This is a genomic window from Sphingobacterium sp. R2, assembly GCF_040760075.1.
GTDB lineage: Bacteria > Bacteroidota > Bacteroidia > Sphingobacteriales > Sphingobacteriaceae > Sphingobacterium.
In genome coordinates, this window is record NZ_CP142884.1 from 1,197,469 (window position 1) to 1,215,875 (window position 18,407).

Annotated in this window: 13 protein-coding genes and 3 tRNA genes; 9 read left to right on the plus strand and 7 right to left on the minus strand. The window is 38.1% G+C overall.

All coding sequences use genetic code 11. The features are described 5' to 3' along the window. Window positions 1–7: 7 nt before the first annotated feature. Together VXM68_RS04980 and VXM68_RS04985 are read left to right on the plus strand one after the other, a co-directional pair. Window positions 8–2,158 (plus strand): 7TM diverse intracellular signaling domain-containing protein, encoded by a 2,151-nt coding sequence (locus tag VXM68_RS04980; protein ID WP_367210615.1) that lies wholly within the window; start codon window positions 8–10, stop codon window positions 2,156–2,158. A gap of 81 nt (window positions 2,159–2,239) precedes the next feature. Continuing rightward, window positions 2,240–3,325: a hybrid sensor histidine kinase/response regulator gene (locus VXM68_RS04985; RefSeq protein WP_293955845.1), complete on the plus strand. Its 1,086-nt coding sequence runs from the start codon at window positions 2,240–2,242 to the stop codon at window positions 3,323–3,325. A 100-nt stretch (window positions 3,326–3,425) separates the two neighbouring features. Here VXM68_RS04985 and VXM68_RS04990 read toward each other — a convergent pair whose 3' ends face one another. The 3 genes from VXM68_RS04990 to VXM68_RS05000 all read right to left on the minus strand — a co-directional run bounded on the left by VXM68_RS04990 (window position 3,426) and on the right by VXM68_RS05000 (window position 8,124). Continuing rightward, window positions 3,426–3,890: a response regulator gene (locus tag VXM68_RS04990; RefSeq protein ID WP_367210616.1), complete on the minus strand. Its 465-nt coding sequence runs from the start codon at window positions 3,888–3,890 to the stop codon at window positions 3,426–3,428. A gap of 244 nt (window positions 3,891–4,134) precedes the next feature. Further along, window positions 4,135–4,207, minus strand: a tRNA-Lys gene (locus VXM68_RS04995). 713 nt (window positions 4,208–4,920) lie between these two features. Next, complete coding sequence (locus tag VXM68_RS05000; RefSeq protein WP_367210617.1) at window positions 4,921–8,124, minus strand: S41 family peptidase; 3,204 nt, start codon at window positions 8,122–8,124, stop codon at window positions 4,921–4,923. Window positions 8,125–8,395: 271 nt separating this feature from the next. Between VXM68_RS05000 and VXM68_RS05005 the strand changes: the two genes are divergently transcribed. Then, the gene (locus tag VXM68_RS05005) at window positions 8,396–9,583 is read left to right on the plus strand and encodes an MFS transporter (RefSeq protein WP_367210618.1); all 1,188 of its coding nucleotides are present in this window, start codon (window positions 8,396–8,398) and stop codon (window positions 9,581–9,583) included. A 33-nt stretch (window positions 9,584–9,616) separates the two neighbouring features. On the opposite strand, the gene VXM68_RS05010 is transcribed toward VXM68_RS05005, so the two are convergent. The 3 genes from VXM68_RS05010 to VXM68_RS05020 form a co-directional block, all read right to left on the minus strand. Further along, complete coding sequence (locus VXM68_RS05010) at window positions 9,617–10,291, minus strand: phosphatase PAP2 family protein (RefSeq protein ID WP_367210619.1); 675 nt, start codon at window positions 10,289–10,291, stop codon at window positions 9,617–9,619. 166 nt (window positions 10,292–10,457) lie between these two features. Then, window positions 10,458–10,529: transfer RNA gene (locus VXM68_RS05015), tRNA-Arg, on the minus strand. A 236-nt stretch (window positions 10,530–10,765) separates the two neighbouring features. After that, window positions 10,766–10,846, minus strand: a tRNA-Tyr gene (locus VXM68_RS05020). 287 nt (window positions 10,847–11,133) lie between these two features. Between VXM68_RS05020 and VXM68_RS05025 the strand changes: the two genes are divergently transcribed. From VXM68_RS05025 to VXM68_RS05050, 6 genes are all read left to right on the plus strand, one after another. Then, entirely contained in the window at window positions 11,134–11,766 is a 633-nt protein-coding gene (locus VXM68_RS05025) for a peroxiredoxin (protein WP_293955849.1), read from the plus strand. Between the two features lie 84 nt (window positions 11,767–11,850). Next, entirely contained in the window at window positions 11,851–12,165 is a 315-nt protein-coding gene (locus tag VXM68_RS05030) for a co-chaperone YbbN (protein WP_293955850.1), read from the plus strand. Further along, complete coding sequence (locus VXM68_RS05035) at window positions 12,146–12,400, plus strand: hypothetical protein (RefSeq protein WP_209576910.1); 255 nt, start codon at window positions 12,146–12,148, stop codon at window positions 12,398–12,400. Before VXM68_RS05030 ends, VXM68_RS05035 begins: the two co-directional genes overlap by 20 nt. Window positions 12,401–13,046: 646 nt before the next feature. After that, entirely contained in the window at window positions 13,047–15,500 is a 2,454-nt protein-coding gene (locus VXM68_RS05040; protein WP_294185648.1) for a PIG-L family deacetylase, read from the plus strand. 7 nt (window positions 15,501–15,507) lie between these two features. After that, window positions 15,508–15,717, plus strand: a complete 210-nt coding sequence (locus VXM68_RS05045; RefSeq protein ID WP_293955852.1) for a hypothetical protein — start codon at window positions 15,508–15,510, stop codon at window positions 15,715–15,717. 94 nt (window positions 15,718–15,811) lie between these two features. Then, window positions 15,812–17,512, plus strand: a complete 1,701-nt coding sequence (locus tag VXM68_RS05050) for a sodium:solute symporter (protein WP_367210621.1) — start codon at window positions 15,812–15,814, stop codon at window positions 17,510–17,512. A 39-nt stretch (window positions 17,513–17,551) separates the two neighbouring features. Here VXM68_RS05050 and VXM68_RS05055 read toward each other — a convergent pair whose 3' ends face one another. Further along, a complete protein-coding gene (locus VXM68_RS05055; RefSeq protein WP_367210622.1) occupies window positions 17,552–18,334 on the minus strand; it encodes an N-acetylmuramoyl-L-alanine amidase in 783 nt (260 codons plus the stop codon). Between the last annotated feature and the right edge of the window lie 73 nt (window positions 18,335–18,407).

An 18,407-nucleotide genomic window follows, 5' to 3' on the forward strand; every position in this document is an offset into this window, starting at 1 on the left:
TATTGTGATGAGATGCTGGCTTAATCTAATTTTCCTATTTATCTGTACATATAGTTCGCCTTGTTTTGGAGAGGTAATTATAGAACACCCAACGCAGCGTTTATTGATCGGATATGGCCTAGAACGCTACGAAGGCAATGGACAGCCTAATTTTGCAGACACTTCGGGTTCATCCTTCCAATCTTTGGGCAGCAAAGTCCCCAATTTAGGTACATCATCGTCTGATATTTGGCTCCGGTTGCCGATGATAAATAAGGGCAAAGATAAACTTGAGCTCCTTCTCGAGATCTCCTATCCTCTTCTTGACGAGGTCGAATTATTTATACCATCATCAGATGGGAGTTATAAATCGATCAAGCTGGGAGAGCATCGCCCTTTTTCGGCTAGAAAATATAAGGTACCCAATTACGCATTTGACATTCAATTAACAGGGAATAAGAAAACCATATTTTTTATTCGAGTTAAGAGTACCGAACAGATTATTCTACCAATCTATTTAAGTAACGAACGAAGTTTCTTAAAAGAAATGAATGATGATAGCTTATTAAGCGGTATTTATATCGGAATCGTCTGCATCATGGCAATATATAATTTATTTTTATTTTTCTCTGTTCGGGAGAGGGGCTATCTATATTATGTACTATATGTTCTCTGTGCAGGAATAACACAAATGGGAATTAAAGGTTACAGTTTTCAATATTTATGGCCAAATTGGACATATTTCGCAACAAAAGGGCCGATTATTTTTGGATGTCTATCAGGATTATGTGCCTTACTTTTTGCAGATTCATTCCTCCAATTATCGAAAAATGCTCCTAGATCACGGCGTGTGATCACTTTTTTTATTGTCCTCTTTGCCATTGGTGTAATTCTTACGCTATTAAACCTTACACAACTGGCATTTACAGTGATGCAATTAACAACTGGAGCAGGGTCTTTATTCGTCCTTTACTTATCCTATGGTGTGATGATAAGAGGCTATAAGCCCGCTAAATATTTTGTTTATGGTTGGACGGTTTTATTGTTGGGTTCAGTAGTATTCTTACTAAAGGACTATGGCATCCTACAGTACAACGATTTTACAAGCAATGCGGTACAAATTGCTTCCGTTGTTGAAATGGCTCTATTATCATTCGGTCTCGCTTATAGTATCAATATCTTAAAAGAAGAGAAAGAAGCGTCACAAGTCAGGGAATTAGCGATTTCATTAGAAAACGAAAGATTAATACGTGAGCAAAACATAGTGTTGGAACAAAAAGTGGATGAGCGAACACGTGAATTGACACAATCTAACGAGTCTCTACAGACCACGCTTACGCACCTAAAGGAAACACAATCTCAGCTTGTTGAGGCTGAAAAGATGGCGTCCCTTGGTCAGTTGACAGCCGGTGTTGCCCATGAAATCAATAACCCTATCAATTTTGTCACATCGAACGTTGCCCCATTAAAACGTGACATAAAGATGATCTGGGAAACACTGGAGGAAGTGGAACGTATTGCCTTTAAAGAGGGTATATCGGATACGGAAAAACAAATTCAGATCAAAAAATTTAAAGACGATCTAGATATTGATTATTTAAAAACAGAGGTAGATTTTTTATTAAAAGGTATGCACGATGGAGCTCACCGTACCGCGGAAATAGTCAAAAGTTTACGGATTTTTTCACGTGTGGATGAGGATACATTAAAATTTGCCGATCTGAATGAGGGACTTGAATCAACGATGGTTATTCTCAATAGTCTATTGAATAACACAATAGAGGTTGATAAGATCTATGGAAATATGCCAAAAGTAGAATGTCATGCAGGTAAACTTAATCAAGTATTTCTGAATATTGTTACAAATGCTATTTATGCTGTAAATAAAAAATTCAACCACGAAATCGGTGGAAAAATATATATTGAGACCGGAGTTTATAGCGATGATTCTTCAGTTTTTATTAAAATCGCCGATAATGGTATTGGTATTCCAAAAGAAATTCATGAACGCATTTTTGAACCATTTTTTACAACGAAAGACGTCGGCGAGGGGACTGGTCTGGGAATGTCCATTGCCTACAATACTATTGCAAAACATCATGGTCGGATTGTTTTAGATTCAAAAGTGGGGCAGGGTACAAGTTTTACACTAATCATTCCAATTCAGCAGAATGATTAGTGTAACTATAAACTTAAAATAGTCAATTAACTATTATTTTTTCATATCTTTTGTAAGGGAATAAAACCATATAATAAAATTATGCAGAGGGAGTTTGAAATACTATATATCGATGATGAAGCCAACAATTTAGTTAGCTTTAAAGCGAACTTTAGATACGATTATACGATCTATACAGCATCGAACACAACTGAAGCTGAAAAGATACTTCATACTCATCCGGATATTCGTATCATATTCTGCGATCAACGCATGCCTGATGAGATGGGCATTGATTTTTTACACCGCATAAAAAAAGACTTTCCAAAGCCAATCCGTATCCTTCTAACAGCTTACGCCAATATGGAAACTGTAATTGAAGCAGTCAATAAAGGACATATATTTAGATTTGTTCGTAAACCCTGGATGAATGAAGAGATTGTTTCGGCTATAGAAGAGGCAAATAAATTTTATGTTGCAAACTCCATGCTTGAAGTAAAAAATCGCGAGCTACAAAAGGCTTATGATGAATTAGATAAGTTTGCTTATAGTGTTAGCCACGATCTTCGTGATCCCTTGACCGGAGTTCTTTCCGCTGTGAAACTTGGACTGGAGTTTGACAGCGTAGACCGAATTCATGAGTTGCTCTCGCTAATGGATAGTTCATTAGTTAGTTTAGACGCCTATATTGACAGCCTACGTGACTATTATTTACTAAGAAGAGGCGAGCTACTGCTGTCCGAGATAAATTTTGAAGAGCTCTTCGGCAATATACGTCAATTTTACAGCATGTATACGCAAAACAAAGATGTAGCCTTTGAAATTTCAGTGGATCAAAAGGAGACTTTTAATGGAGACAAGGCACTTCTTGAGCTCATTTTACATAATCTTCTTTCTAATGCTTTTAAATATCAAAGTAAGGGGCGAGAGAATCAATTCGTCAAGCTATCTGTTTTGGTATCACAACGTAAAGCCAAAATAGTTGTGAGCGACAATGGAATAGGGATATCGCCAGAATATGTTGACGATATATTCAAACTATTCTTTAGAGCTAGTGATCAAGCTAAAGGGATGGGGTTTGGACTCTACAATGTCCAAAATGCACTTTTGAAGCTCCAGGGAAAAATTGAAGTGCAATCACAACCCGATCAAGGAACAACTTTTACAGTCGTCATACCGAGCAAATAATGCTTTCACAAACCATTATAGACGATGGAAAGCTTATCATCAAACTGCCAGAAAACATCAACAAAGCTTAAAAGCTTACTTTCCTAAACTTATCTCATTGTTACGAAAGTAGCTTCTGGCGTAACAAAAACTCCAATTGGTCGTTAGAAGTCTCTAGCTGAGAGTTTGTCTCTACAATCTTTTGACGTTCTGCATATACATCATAAGCGCGCTGAATCGTCTGATCAAGCTCCTCTTCACTCCAAGGCTTATTGAGGTAATGAAAGATTTTTCCTTTATTAACGGCGTCAACAACAGCAGCCATGTCCGTATATCCTGTCAAAAGGATACGCATAGGGGCAGCATTAATTTTAATAATCTGCTCTAAAAACTCTACCCCAGTCATTTCTGGCATACGTTGATCCGTAATAATAACGTGTATTTGATTGTTTTTGACAATATCGATTGCATCAGCGCCACTAATGGCGGTAAATACAGTATACTTTAGCCGAAATGTCGCTTTAAAAGAAAACAAATTGTTTTCTTCATCATCAACGTACAATATCGAAATCTTCTTGTCTTCCATAAGCTTATCTTCTGAAATACAAATTTACGCAATTAATTTCCTGAATTAATAACAGATTAAAGAGTTTTATGTTTTCCTAGCAGAAAATATTCGCTGACAAATTCAATAAGCGGATCTCATAGCCAAATTTTATAACCTCCCACGCTACTAATAATATTAAGCTAAAAACTGAAAAGAGTAAATTATCTCGTCGTTTTAGAAACAAAAAAAGCCATCCTACTCACGTAAAACGGCTTTTTGAAAGTGACCCCGCTGAGGCTCGAACTCAGGACCCACAGATTAAGAGTCTGTTGCTCTACCAACTGAGCTACGAAGTCATTCGATAATCCAAATGTAAGCTTCACCGTAGAAAATGTCAAGTGGAAAAGAATATTTCTTTCACTTTTATGACATTCAAGGGAGATTGCTAATGCATTTGTAATGATCATGCGGACTGTATAAAGAGTCCTAGAGTTTAATTGATCTTCCGCTTTATATTGTACATTGTTTTTGAAACAGTCATCTTTCCCATAATCATTCGCCTAACTTGCATTGCTATCGGTTTATCCAAATGCATTGATTTCATTTTTTCATTTACAACTTCCTAATCATCCATCTAAGAAAAATCCACAACTATCCTCTTACATTGACCATAGAAATGGCCTTGCTCCTGTGGAGTCATCTTATCCCAATCTGCCGATCAAGCCTTTTTTACCGCTAAAAGAATCTTTTTCATATGATCTCTTCTTTAGTTTTTTGGAAAGGATGCAACACAATTAGCAATTTCAAAATTAAATTCAAAAACCCATTAACAACTAATAGACAGAAACTTAAAAATAAAAAACCATTTAAATTCAGCTACTAATCTCCACAGTACATCCGTTAGAACTAGATGAGTTAAATTATAGAATGAAAAGCGAAGAATAGCAAATACGACAAATGACTAGGTGCGAAAAAATATATTCAGGAAAAAAAAGCGTTGCAAAAGAATAGGCTGTTTAACAAAGTTGGACAGCCCATTTTTATGAAATAATTCTAGTGGATAATAGCATTATTTTATAGAACCTAGGATCTCCTTAATTGCTCTTTCCAATTGCGGATCCTTATTTTCCATCCGATCCTGGACTGTATTTTTCACAAGGATATCTGGTGCAACTCCAGTTTGCTCGAGATCCTGACCATCCAGGGTGTAACATCCCCAAGAAGGAAGTCGATAGTTTGATCCGTCAACTAAGCCTTTTGCTGACGTAAAAATAATCCAACGATAGGTCTCGTTACCAATGATTTTACCCAGTTTTAATGCCTTAAAGCCCGCTGCGGTCATTTCTGCATCGCTCAAAGATTGCTCATTAATTAACAGGACAATCGGTTTGGCTGCCGGTGCAAAATTACTTTGTGGTGCACGCTTACCGCCACGATATTGCCATTTTAGGTAAGGACGCTGAGACAAGAACCTTAAAACTTCATCATGAACATTTCCTCCTGTATTATACCTTAAGTCTAAAATAATCCCCTGTTTGTTGTTCTCCTGCTCAGCCATGTCAATCAAAAAGCGTTGCAACTCGCTATCAGACATATTCTTCATATGGGAATAAGCAATCTTGCTCCCGCTCAACTCGTCCACCCGGCTACGATTGTCTCTAATCCATTGGTCATAAAGCAGATCTTTAAAAGCTGCACTTGATACCGGGCGAATATTTGTCTTGATTTCCTTTCCCTTGCGATCGAGGGTCAATTGGATCTCTTCCTCCAAAGAAGGCCAGGTGAAATAATTATCTCGGTCGGCCTGTGTGTTTAATTTTGTTCCGTTGATAGCAACAAGGACATCCCCCTCTCGAATATCAACTTCCTTTTTTGCAGCCGGGCCATTTGGGACAATATAGCTAGCCCTGTAGGGGTTAGTGGAATCATAAAGTACACCGATTTCATTCGTTACAAAACCAAACGGTTTACGTTCTTCCTGCCCCATTGAACTAAAACCCAAATGCGAAGAATTGAGTTCACCCAACATATCATTTAATAGGATACGCAAATCTGTCCGATCGTTTATCCCTGGAAGATACTGTTCATATCTCTTCTTAACAGCTACCCAATCTACCCCATGAAAGTGACTATCGTAGTAATTTTCCTCCAGATTGGCCCATGTTTCGTAAAACATTTGACTGAATTCCTTCTCAAGATCCCGATTGAATTTAAAACTCATTGTGACCGCATCAAGTTTATTCAGATCCAGGTTATATTTCTGAATTGTTCCTCGGCTCAATACGAAGTATTTACCAGCAGCCTCTACAAATTGGCCCATGCCTCCATCAGCGACCTTTTCGGTTTTGGATGGAGTAAACAACTCATATACGGTACGATATGCACTATATTTCCCTTCGTGATTGGATGAATAGAACAAATAAGATTTATCTCCCTTTTGTATCACCAAAGGATCAGATTGTGTTCCAAATGCTGGACTGACTTGCTCAATTCGGTCACGTAATCCTTCTAAATCCAATTGGACCAAAACGGCTTTCTTGACTTCGGCAGTTGGTGTTGGGGTTGACTTTACCTTGTCGGCACCAGTTTTCTTGTTATCCTTAGCAGCATTTTCCTTCTTAGTTGCACCAGTTTTATTTACTGTCGTATCTTTCTTTTCAGGTGTTATAAATAATTCATCAAACTTTGTGCTACGATAAGGTTGATCAAAGTTGGTCAATGCCATCCGAAAAATACTTGAGTTTTGCATACCGGTAGGGTAGGACGGTTTGGTTCTATTGCTCGCAAAATAAATGTATTTGCCATCAGGAGACCAATATGGTGCAGCCTCCGTAACACCTGTATTTGTCAAATTTGTCGTTTGCCCATTTCTCAGATTATGCACAAAGATATCTTGTTCAAAATTGCGTATAGCCGTGAACAAAAGATAATTCCCGTCCGGAGAAAATGAAGGTAAAGAATTTTGAAACGCCCAGATTTCATCCTTAACTACCGTCTGGCTTTTCAAACTTGTCAAATCCAGTATACGAACTTCATCACGCCCGCTCAAGTATACAGCTTTTGTTTTATCTGCATTAAATGTAATGTCACGATTGTTACGCAGATCTTTTGTCAATTGATTTACCTCACCTTTGCCGTCTGCTGTGCGTGAAAACCAATTTTGATACCCTAGATACGTTTGGTTATAGAGCAATGTTTTACTGTCTTTAAGCCATTTAACTTCCATAATACGCTCGCCCTGACTTGGCATCTGACGAACAAACTTTCCTTCGATATCCGACACAAACAATTCCCCACGGGATACGAACGCCAATTTTTTTCCGTCCGGAGCAACGTCGAAATTACTGATGTTACCTGAAATGTTAAACTCCTTCAGCTTTCCTAAGACCTGGTTGCGGTTAAGGGCGATGCTAGGCTGCATTGTTTTCTTTGCATTGACAACGTAAATATAAAGTTGGTACCCCTTTTCAAATGCGACTTTACTACCATCTGCCGCGACAAACGGGCGTTTGATCGATTCTGGGAAAGAGGTCAATTGAGTTTTTGTCCTTCCCGCTATTTGATAGAGGTTGTACTCACCATTGCTTTCGTCGGACACATAATATATATTTCCCTTCTGGTCTACTGTCGGCCAAAAATCTTTACCAATATAATCCGTATACTGGTGAAAAACTTTTGTTTTGGGATTATAAGCCTTAATATCTGGATTGAAAGCTCCTTTATAGCGTTTGCGGTTCACTGAACTATAACCTTCCCAGCTGTCATTGAACAATAATTCGCCTGATGGTGTGGGCACCACATTGCTGATATAATTAAAGATATGGAGAAACAATCTTGTTGCCGTTCCACCATTCAAGGCAACCTGAAAGGCACTCATTCTATTATAACGGGATGAGGTAAAATAAAGTGATTTACTATCCCAGCTCCAGCTGTCCACTTCATCCGAAGCATCATGATGAGTAAGCTGACGAATATCTCCACCCGCCAGCGGCATCACATAGATATCCATATTACCATTTTGATTGGCTGAGAATGCCAGCCATTTTCCATCCGGAGAAATGCGCGGATTGATCTCGTTTCCTTCCATTCCGGTCAGCCGAACAGCAACCCCACCTTGACTGCCCACTTTCCAAAGGTCGCCTTCATAGCTAAATACCAATTCTTTACCATCGGGACTTAGTGTCGGATGGGATAGAAATGTGGGTTGCTGGGCAACAACAGAGGCTGTTCCAGCATAGGCCAGTAGTATACTTAAAAATAGTTTCTTTATCATGTTATCTAGGAGGCTCATAATTTTTTGCCAATACAAAGTTAAAATAGGTAGTGAACAAACCACCATGAAATAAAGAAGATTTTTAATCCGATCGTGTTTAAAATAAGTCAAAACAAATGTGTCGCACATAAATATCTTCTGCTTAGACCGACATAAAGTAGCAGCATATTAACGTACCTATCTCGAAATCTAAAAGTTTACGTATTTTTTGACTCAATATATTCTTTAATGAAATACTTATCCTTAACTTTGCACCCTCAAATCAGAAACTATGGACGCAACGTTAACTCACTCAGAAGAAGATCTTTATAAGAAGCGACATCGTATAAGAATCGCGGTTTCACTTTTCTTTTTTTGCCAGGGAATTGCGTTTGCATCGTGGGCGAGTCGCATTCCAATTATTAAAGCACATCTCAACTTAAGTGAAGGGCAATTAGGTACCATATTATTAATGCTCCCCGTTGGTCAACTAGCCACGATGGCACTCTCAGGAAAACTGGTCACAAAATATGGTAGCGCTAGTGTATTACGCATTGTACCCATTGCCTATGCCCTAGTATTATGTTCCATACCGTTTGCACAGAATGCCTGGCAATTGGGGGCCATATTGCTCCTATTCGGGGTAAGCGGTAATATGTGTAATATTTCGGTTAATACCCAAGGAGTTGCCACCGAACAGATTTTCAAAAAATCAATTATGACCTCTTTTCACGGCGCTTGGAGTATCGCAGGCTTTACTGGAGCTTTAGTCGGTTTATTGACGATGAACTTTGGACTGAATACGCTCTCCCATTTCTTACTCATATTAATCATTGTCATCGGAAATACGCTAATCAACCACAAGTATTTGGTGCCAGGAAAATCTCCCCAAAAGGAAAAACGCAGTTTCTTCGCTAAACCAGAAGGCGGACTACTTCAACTTGGTATAATTGGCTTTTTCAGTATGGCAACAGAGGGAGCAATGTTTGACTGGAGTGGGGTATATTTTAAAGAAATCGTACAAGCGCCCGAAAAATTCGTTGTCGTTGGATACGCTTCTTTTATGATCATGATGGCCACAGGTCGCTTTGTTGGCGATGCGGTCATCCGCAAATTAGGTAGAAAAAGAACGCTGCAATACAGTGGCCTGTTAATGTTCATCGGAATGATGACCTCGGTTATTTACCCTGAATTTATCATCTGTACCCTCGCGTTTATGTTGGTAGGTATAGGCGTAGCCTGCAATGTCCCTTCGATCTATAGCCTTGCCGGACAAAATAAAAATGTACCTTCTGGCGTAGCCTTAGCTATGGTTTCAAGCATCAGCTACCTAGGATTTTTAATGGGGCCACCTTTAATTGGATATATCGCCGAAGTGTTTAGCCTGCGCTATTCTTACGGTATTTTTGCCTGCTTCGGACTACTCATGTTTTTTATGGTAGGGCGACTATCTTTATTTAAAGAAACAAGCCCCGCCTAATTTTTGGAAGAGGCAGCTGCTCGACATTTGGATTTAAAACTTGATCTGGAGAAATCTTAGGCTAAATGACATGCGTTTACTTTTTAAAACATAGGGCATTGCGAGCAAATAAAAGCAAGCCGTGACCGTGCCCAACATCGCGCCAAACCATACATCTATCACAAAATGCTGTCCCAAATACACACGTGAGTATGCAGTTAGTGCCGCGAAAACAAAGGTAATGATCCCAAAAGATTTATTTTTTGAAACAATCGCTATCGTGGCTGACATAGCAAAGGCTGAAGTTGTATGGCCTGAAGGAAACGAATTGATGTAGGCTACAGGCAGCCAAGAGACAACATGGAATGTTCGATCTCCATAGAATATACTGGCAGGCCTACCCGCATGGAAAAGATTTTTTAGCATACAGCAGATGACGCCCGAAAAGATATATGTACCAAGTATAGCTCGAGCATAATTCCATTGCTGCATACAACAGTAAGCAATAAAAACAGCGATAACAAAGAGACCATCTCCAAAATAGGTATAGATGGTAAAGAGGATATCGGCCCAAAAAGTGTGGTGTGAGTTTATGAAATGAAATGAATCTCCTTTGGGAACAAAAGCTACCAAAAAGGTCAATAGAACCACCCAAATGGAAAAGAAGATAAAAAAAGCAGGATTAGCTGCATATACCCTTCTAAATTGGCATACCAAAAATTTTCCCATTCAATCTATATTAAAGCCCATGATAAAATTGTTGTATTATCATTTGATTATTCTAATATAGAAATATTATTAAAAATTGACAATTCTATTACGATTTAATTTTGACACCAAAATAAAAAGGCTTATTAAACAAAAAATGCGATAGATACCATCGCATTCTTTGGTGTAGCCCCGAGCAGAATCGAACTGCTATCAAATGTTTAGGAAACATCTATTCTATCCGTTGAACTACGGGGCCATTTCAAAAGCCAAACTTAATCTTATTTTGTAAATAAGTCAATAGTAAGTCTCAAATCGAGAGATTTTTTTTCCTTAGAAAAGTCTTGACCTAAACGGAATAGCTTTATTCATGCCATTGACGTTGGATATACCCAAAAACCTCATCAAAAGATTTCATGTAATCTGCAATAATTAACACGCAAACAAACTTAAAACTTATACGATAAGATGGAATTTGGTGAGAAAGAAAAAATGTGGAGGGAGAAGGATTCGAACCTTCGAAGCCGAAGCAACGGATTTACAGTCCGTCCCATTTGACCGCTCTGGAACCCCTCCAGCATTGTGCTGTTCTTAAATTGAACAGCGCAAAAGTAGGTTTTGATTTGCAAAACTGCAATTATTTGAGTTCATAAATTTGTAACTGCCGCATTATTAATCTATTTATTTTTTAAAGGTATTCAATCGATCTACCGATCATTTGATTAACGTATCATTATTATAATAAAAATTTATTGTTCGAATCGAGTCAAAATAGATTTTGACGATAGTGTATTGGCAAAATCAATTCGCTTTTTGACCGTAGTTGCCGTATCTTTGTAACAACAAAAAAAGAAAGATATATTATGAGTTTTACAGGTAAAAGTTTTCCAAACATTACAGTAGATGCAATCGATTATTTAGGCGATAATTTACAAATTAACATTTTTGAAAAAGCAGTCAAAGAAGGTAAAAAAGTGCTCTTATTTTGGTATCCAAAAGACTTCACTTTCGTATGTCCTACTGAGTTACACGCTTTCCAAGAGGCAGCTGCCGAGTTTGAAAAACGCAATACAATCTTAATCGGTGCTTCTTGTGACACAAATGAAGTGCACTTCGCCTGGTTAAATACAGCAAAAGATAACGGCGGTATTGAAGGTGTTGAATACCCGATCTTAGCAGATACAAACCGTAACTTATCAAGTATATTGGGAATATTAGATGTTCAAGAAGTCGAACACCCGGAATACGGCACATTAGCACAAGGTTCTGCTGTCACTTACAGAGCAACCTATTTGATCGACGAAACTGGCCGTGTATTTCACGAGTCGGTAAACGATATGCCTTTAGGTCGTAACGTGAAAGAATATTTGCGTCTGATCGATGCCTATGCACACGTACAAAAATTCGGTGAAGTATGTCCTGCAAATTGGGAAGAAGGTAAAGATGCCATGAATGCAGATAGAAAAGGTGTAGCTGATTATTTAGCGAAACACTAACAAAAAACGAAGACGACAAGTCTCGTCAACAGGAGTCGCTCCTGATTCCTGTTGACTTCCATCAATCACCTTAATAATAAAATCATGTTACAAGAATTAGAAAATGATAATTTACAAGAAATTGTAAATAGCAACGATATTGTTATGGTTCAATATTCCGCTACCTGGTGTGGTAATTGCAAAATAATGAAACCAAAATTTAAAAAGTTAGCAGGCGAAAATGAAAGTGTGCCTTTTATAATCGCTGATGCAGAAAAATTTCCTGAATCGCGTAAATTGGCAAATGTGAATAATTTACCCACTTTTGCTGCCTTCAAGAATGGTAAATTGGTTAATCAAGTACAAACAAATAAGTTGGACGCATTAGTAGAATTATTCAATGAAACTTCCAGTAATTAAGCATTTAACAGAATTCATCGAGCAAAATGATGTGGACTACGTCCTAGAGACCATAGAGACACTTGAAGCATTAACAGAGGCTCCCTTGAAAGATGAGGAACTAGACGTTCTTGGTGAATTGATTTCAAACCTTTATGGAGCAGTTGAGGTTGATAAATTAATTAAAGAAGGTCATTCTAAAAAAGACGCGTTAAATTTATTTATGAAACGTGTTCTTGGTGCCATTGATAAATAGCTTTTACTTAAAAGTATGATTTTGAAACTTTCTTTAATGTGTCTAAGTTTTTTTTGAACGTTTGAAGTATAGCGATTAATATGAATTTCACTTTGCCCAAACAATTAAGCAAATCTTACGACGTTATTTAGATGGTATGAAGATAGCAGTCTGTCTATTAAACAATAAGTGTCGTGGCACTATAGTCTCTTAAGCGTATAGTAACAATGTAGTATACATTTCCCAAAAACTAAAATGTTGACAAAATTTAGCGATGTGGAAAACTAATTAAAGTAATTTGACAGAACTCAATATTTTCTACATATATTTACTATGTTAAAGGTTGCCACTTGGAGCGAAGCGACAAAATAACTATTCTCTAAAAATTCGTTTCAGGAAAAAATATTTTAATTGTTAAACGGAAATTCCAACTTGATTGGGATTTCCGTTTTTTTTATCTATGCCATATTATTCGTTCAAGCATCGATAATTAAGATTTTACAGCGCTTTTACCTATAACTGAAACCTACACTTTGTATTAGCCTAAGCAGGATGATAACCTTTGTACGATATAGTATATATATGGATCAATCAAACATTATAAAGGCTTTCAATAAAATTACAATAATCAACAATCTGTTGTTGAGCAAAATCTTTATCTTTAAAAATGCGAAGACCTTTTATCTCTGTTATCATAATTTTGGCGGGTATCTTGTCAACTTCAAGCGTTAAAGCACAAAACCCACAGTGGGATGCTGCTGAAATAAAACTTAATCTGGAAAAACTTAACACATTGGGATCGGTACTCTATTTTGCGGCACACCCCGATGACGAAAATACGCGATTGATTGCATGGTTAGCCCAAGAAAAAAAATATAAAACAGCTTACTTATCGTTAACTAGAGGCGATGGTGGACAAAATCTGATCGGAACAGAACAGGGTATTGAACTTGGCTTGATACGAACGCAAGAATTACTGGCTGCTCGAAAAATTGATAAAGGTGAACAATTTTTTTCCTCTGCCTATGACTTCGGATTCTCGAAGACCCCAGAAGAAACTTTCGAATTTTGGGATAAAAAACGTGTTCTTGGAGAGGCCGTATGGATCATCAGAAAATTTAGGCCCGATGTAATTATTACACGTTTTCCTCCCGATTCAAGGGGTGGCCATGGCCATCATCAAGCTTCCGCTATTCTAGCGCAAGAAGCTTTTAAAGCCGCTGCAGATCCTAATCAATTTTCAGAGCAACTTCAATTTGTAAGTCCTTGGCAGGCGAAACGTCTTCTTTGGAATACCGCAAATTTTGGCGGTCAAAACAATACTCGTGAAGATCAGTTAAAAATAGATATTGGAGATTACAATACGCTATTAGGAGCCTCTTATGGCGAGATTGCTGCCCACAGCCGCTCTTCACACAAAAGTCAAGGCTTCGGGTCGGCAAGCCAACGCGGCTCATCAATTGAATATTTTGAATTCGTCGACGGTGTACCTGCGGAAAAGACACTACTGGATGATGTAGAAACTTCTTGGAAAAGAGTGAAAAACGGCAATAAAGTCCAACCCTTAATTGACCACATTAATCAGATATATCAAATTGATAAACCGGAATTGATCATTAACGAACTGATCAAACTATACAACATACTGGATGAAATTGATGATGAGTACTGGAAAACGCAGAAGAAAAAGGAAGTTGAAAAACTGATTCTTGCTTGTGGTGGAATTTGGTTCGAAAGTGTTGCTAGGAATTCATCCTATGCCTTGGGAGAGGAGATAAAAGTGGATCATTCTATTATTGTCCGCCGTCCGAATATAACAGTTGAGCTGACTCAGCTAAACGGAAATAGCATTCGTAATAAATTGAAAACAAATAGATTGCAAAAGGATACTATGCTTGTCATCGCCGATAGGACAACACAACCCTACTGGCTGATGGAACCGCATGGAAAAGGTAAATTTAATATTAGTGATTTTAATCTTACTGGATATCCCGAAAATCCTGATGCTCCAAGTGTATCTATTGAGATTCGGATCAATGGCCAGCCTATTACAATCAATCAGCTGATAAAGTATAGATATACCGACCCTGTCCGTGGTGAAATCTACAACCCCATCGTAATCCTACCACCATTAACCGCTAAAAGTTCGAGTTCTCTGGCGCTCACACAAAATGCCGGAACGGTCAAAGTAAATCTGACTTTTCAGAAAAACGGAAAAATAGGCGCTACTACATTTCACGTAAAACCAAACATACCAAAAGGCTGGGAAATTTTACCAGTATCTTTTGATTTATCTTTTAAAGAAAATGAACGTATAATCTCAAAGGAAATCAGCATAAAACCATCCGATGCTACGCAATCTTCCATAGATACCCTTGGGTTTATTTTTAATAGTAAAGAACGCTTGAAAGAGGTAAAGTCCATCGATTACAACCATATTCCTGATATCGTTTATTTCCCAGATGCGGCTATAAAAATGAGCAACATCAGCCTGATCAACGACGTAAAGAACGTCGCATACATTCATGGGGCAGGGGATCTAATTCCTGAATCGCTTGTTTCCATTGGTATAAAAGTTGATGTGCTAAGTAACGAGCAGGCGTTAAAAGCAGATCTTTCCACCTATGACGCCGTAATATTTGGTGTACGAATATTCAACGTCAATAAACAGATTGCACAGCTTCAAAATAAAGTACTTGCGTATGTGAAAATGGGGGGGACAGTTCTAGAACAATACAATGTAAATAACGGAATGATAGCAAAAAACTTTGGTCCCTTTCCTTTTAGTATCAGCAGAAGACGGGTAACGGACGAAAAAGCAACAGTACATTTTGATAAAAACGATCCCATTTTCAATTACCCAAACAAAATCAGCGAAGCTGACTTTGAACACTGGGTACAGGAGCGGGGACTATATTTTGCCGAAGAAATTGATAAAAGATATCGTACACCTATTACCATGCAAGACCCGGGAGAGGCATTGCATAATGGATCATTACTAGTTGCACCCTATGGAAAAGGTAAATTTGTTTATACATCTCTGTCTTTTTTCAGACAATTACCTGCTGGAATTCCCGGAGCTTACAGATTATTTGTAAATTTGTTATCAAAATCAAAATAATAGAATAATGGAAAATCAGATTGACAACAGCTGCACGACAATTGATGCTGGCAAAGCAAAAGGAATCATTCTTTTAGTTGCTGTAGTATTTGGTGCATTAATTGGGTTCACTGCAAACGAGACATTTTTAAGCATCTTTGGAGGTGCCGCTGTCGGATTAGTTATTGCAGCTATTTTTAATAGCGTTATCTATCCTCAGAAGCCTTCCGATAGATAACAACGATGAATAGCTGGAAACGTTTCTATTGGTTAGTCGTTATCTGGCTATTTGTATTCATCCTTTTTCTGTACATTTTCACGAACAACTATTCATGAGTACAGCAGATTGGATCGTTTTATTTTTGACACTCTTTGTTATCGTTGTGTATGGCGTTTACAAGAGTAGAGGCATAAAAAATATTGATGGATACCTTCTGGGTAATCGTTCTTTACCTTGGTATCACGTCGGATTGTCAGTAATGGCGACTCAAGCAAGCGCCATTACTTTCCTTTCTGCACCCGGACTAGCTTATTCTTCAGGAATGAGTTTCGTTCAATTCTATTTCGGCCTACCTCTGGCCATGATTGTCCTCTGCATAACATTTATCCCTATTTTTCATAAGCTTAAAGTATTTACAGCCTACGAATTTCTAGAAAAACGCTTTGATGTAAGAACCAGAGGCCTCACCGCTATTCTCTTCCTCATTCAACGCGGTATTTCAACAGGTATTACCATATTTGCTCCTGCGCTGATCATATCGACCATACTACATATTGACCTGACCTGGACCACCTTGGCCATCGGAAGTTTTGTTGTCATCTATACAACTTATGGCGGAACCAAAGCTGTATCCCATACACAATTGCTCCAAATGAGCATTATTTTTGCCTCTTTACTTATCGCTGGGATATTGGTTATTCATCTGCTACCACAAGATATTGGCCTTTCAAAAGCATTGCATATAGCAGGAAAATCAGGTAAAACAAATGCGCTGGATTTTACTTTTGATCTGAACAATAACTATACAATTTGGACAGGGTTAATTGGAGGCTTTTTTCTACAGCTTTCTTATTTTGGAACAGATCAGAGCCAAGTCGGAAGGTATTTAACTGGAGCTTCCATCAAAGAAAGCCGGATGGGATTAATTATGAATGGTTTATTGAAGATACCTATGCAATTTGCAATTCTCCTGATCGGAATACTTGTATTTGCCTATTATCAGTTCCATCAGCCGCCTATCTTTTTTAACCAAGTTGAAGTCAAAAACCTCAAGGAAAGTAAATACGCTCCGGAGTATAAAATCTTCGAACAGAAACATAACGAATTGTTTAAAACGCGTGAATCTGCAGTTCAGCAGCTTAATATAGCCTTAGAGCAGGATGACAAAAAAAGTATTGCTCATGCTCGCACAACATTGAGCCAATTAAATGTGGAAATGCAGCAGGTTAAAGACCGAACCATAGACTTGATTAAAAAAAACAATCCCAGCGCGGAAACGAACGACAATAATTATGTGTTCCTTTCTTTCGTAACCACTGTATTTCCCAAAGGGTTAATCGGGTTGCTCATAGCAGTTATCTTTCTCGCATCAATGGGATCGACTGCAAGTGCTATTAACTCACTGTCTTCTACCACAACAATTGATATTTACAAAAGATTTATTAACCGCAAATCATCTGAAAAACAAGACCTACTATGGTCTCGTCTATTTACACTGATTTGGGGCATATTTACTATCCTGGTAGCCTTATATGCGAATAGGTTAGGTAATCTTCTCGAAGCAGTCAATATCTTAGGTTCGTTATTCTATGGTACGATCCTAGGTATTTTTATCGTAGCCTTCTATATGAGAAAAATCAGGGGCAATGCAGTTTTTATTGCCGCCATACTTTCAGAAGTGATCGTAATTGGTATTTGGTTAATGGATAAAATACCGTTTCTATGGTTAAACCTTATCGGCTGTCTGGCCGTTATGCTGATCGCTTATCTCTTTGAACTGGGAATAAAAAAAGCGAATTGGAAGACGATATAATCTATTCACAATAAAACAAAAACGATTGATCGTACAAGTTTAATATTTTCTATAAATGTTGTACAATACGCTCTTATCGTATATGGTCAGCTCAGGAGTTGTATCTCTTACAATGAACTTTCTTTTAAAGGCAACAATCGCTGCTTTAAGATTAGACGTATCGTACCCGATAATTTTAAGCGCATCTATCGCATTAAAACCATCTGGGGGGGCGACAAGCTGCCCTTCATCATACCAAATTCCAAAACCCCGTTCCGCCAGCTTTTTCCAGGGAAAAAACACACTTGGATCGTTCTTCCTTGCCGGTGCAATATCAGCATGGCCAATAAAATTATTTGTCGGTATTAAATAGCGAGATTTCAAGGTATCCAGCACCGTCATCAACGAATTAATTTGTGCATCAGGAAAAGGTTCTCGACCATTATTATCCAGCTCAATACCAATAGAACATGAGTTCATATCTACGATAGAGCCCCATTTAGCAACCCCAGCATGCCAAGAGCGTACATAATCATTTAACATTTGTATAATCTCTCCATTTCGGCCGATAACATAATGTGAACTCACTTTAGTCCTCGGGATCTGAAAAGTTTTAATTGTCTGACCGATGCTGTCTTGCGCGGTGTGGTGGATAATAACAAAATTTGGCTTGCGTACATCATAATGAATAGCCTCTTCTTGACGCCAATAAGAATGGCTTCCGGATTTCTGTAAAAAGATGATCTTTCTTTCCTCTGGTGTCAATAAACTGGTATCCGGCTGCGTCACAATTTGCTGCTCCAAAACCACCGGAGAAGCAGCAGATGTTATTAAAGGTTTCAAAATCGCCGGCTGTACCTTCGACTTACAACTTGCCAAAGACAGCAATGAGCACAGTAATATTCCTACTGACACA

Bases quoted from the DNA above. Each gene is read 5' to 3' on its own strand.
- VXM68_RS04980 (WP_367210615.1), top strand. From the start codon at position 8: ATGAGATGCTGGCTTAATCTAATTTTCCTATTTATCTGTACATATAGT.
- VXM68_RS04985 (WP_293955845.1), top strand. From the start codon at position 2,240: ATGCAGAGGGAGTTTGAAATACTATATATCGATGATGAAGCCAACAAT.
- VXM68_RS04990 (WP_367210616.1), bottom strand. From the start codon at position 3,890: ATGGAAGACAAGAAGATTTCGATATTGTACGTTGATGATGAAGAAAAC.
- VXM68_RS05000 (WP_367210617.1), bottom strand. From the start codon at position 8,124: ATGATAAAGAAACTATTTTTAAGTATACTACTGGCCTATGCTGGAACA.
- VXM68_RS05005 (WP_367210618.1), top strand. From the start codon at position 8,396: ATGGACGCAACGTTAACTCACTCAGAAGAAGATCTTTATAAGAAGCGA.
- VXM68_RS05010 (WP_367210619.1), bottom strand. From the start codon at position 10,291: ATGGGAAAATTTTTGGTATGCCAATTTAGAAGGGTATATGCAGCTAAT.
- VXM68_RS05025 (WP_293955849.1), top strand. From the start codon at position 11,134: ATGAGTTTTACAGGTAAAAGTTTTCCAAACATTACAGTAGATGCAATC.
- VXM68_RS05030 (WP_293955850.1), top strand. From the start codon at position 11,851: ATGTTACAAGAATTAGAAAATGATAATTTACAAGAAATTGTAAATAGC.
- VXM68_RS05035 (WP_209576910.1), top strand. From the start codon at position 12,146: ATGAAACTTCCAGTAATTAAGCATTTAACAGAATTCATCGAGCAAAAT.
- VXM68_RS05040 (WP_294185648.1), top strand. From the start codon at position 13,047: ATGCGAAGACCTTTTATCTCTGTTATCATAATTTTGGCGGGTATCTTG.
- VXM68_RS05045 (WP_293955852.1), top strand. From the start codon at position 15,508: ATGGAAAATCAGATTGACAACAGCTGCACGACAATTGATGCTGGCAAA.
- VXM68_RS05050 (WP_367210621.1), top strand. From the start codon at position 15,812: ATGAGTACAGCAGATTGGATCGTTTTATTTTTGACACTCTTTGTTATC.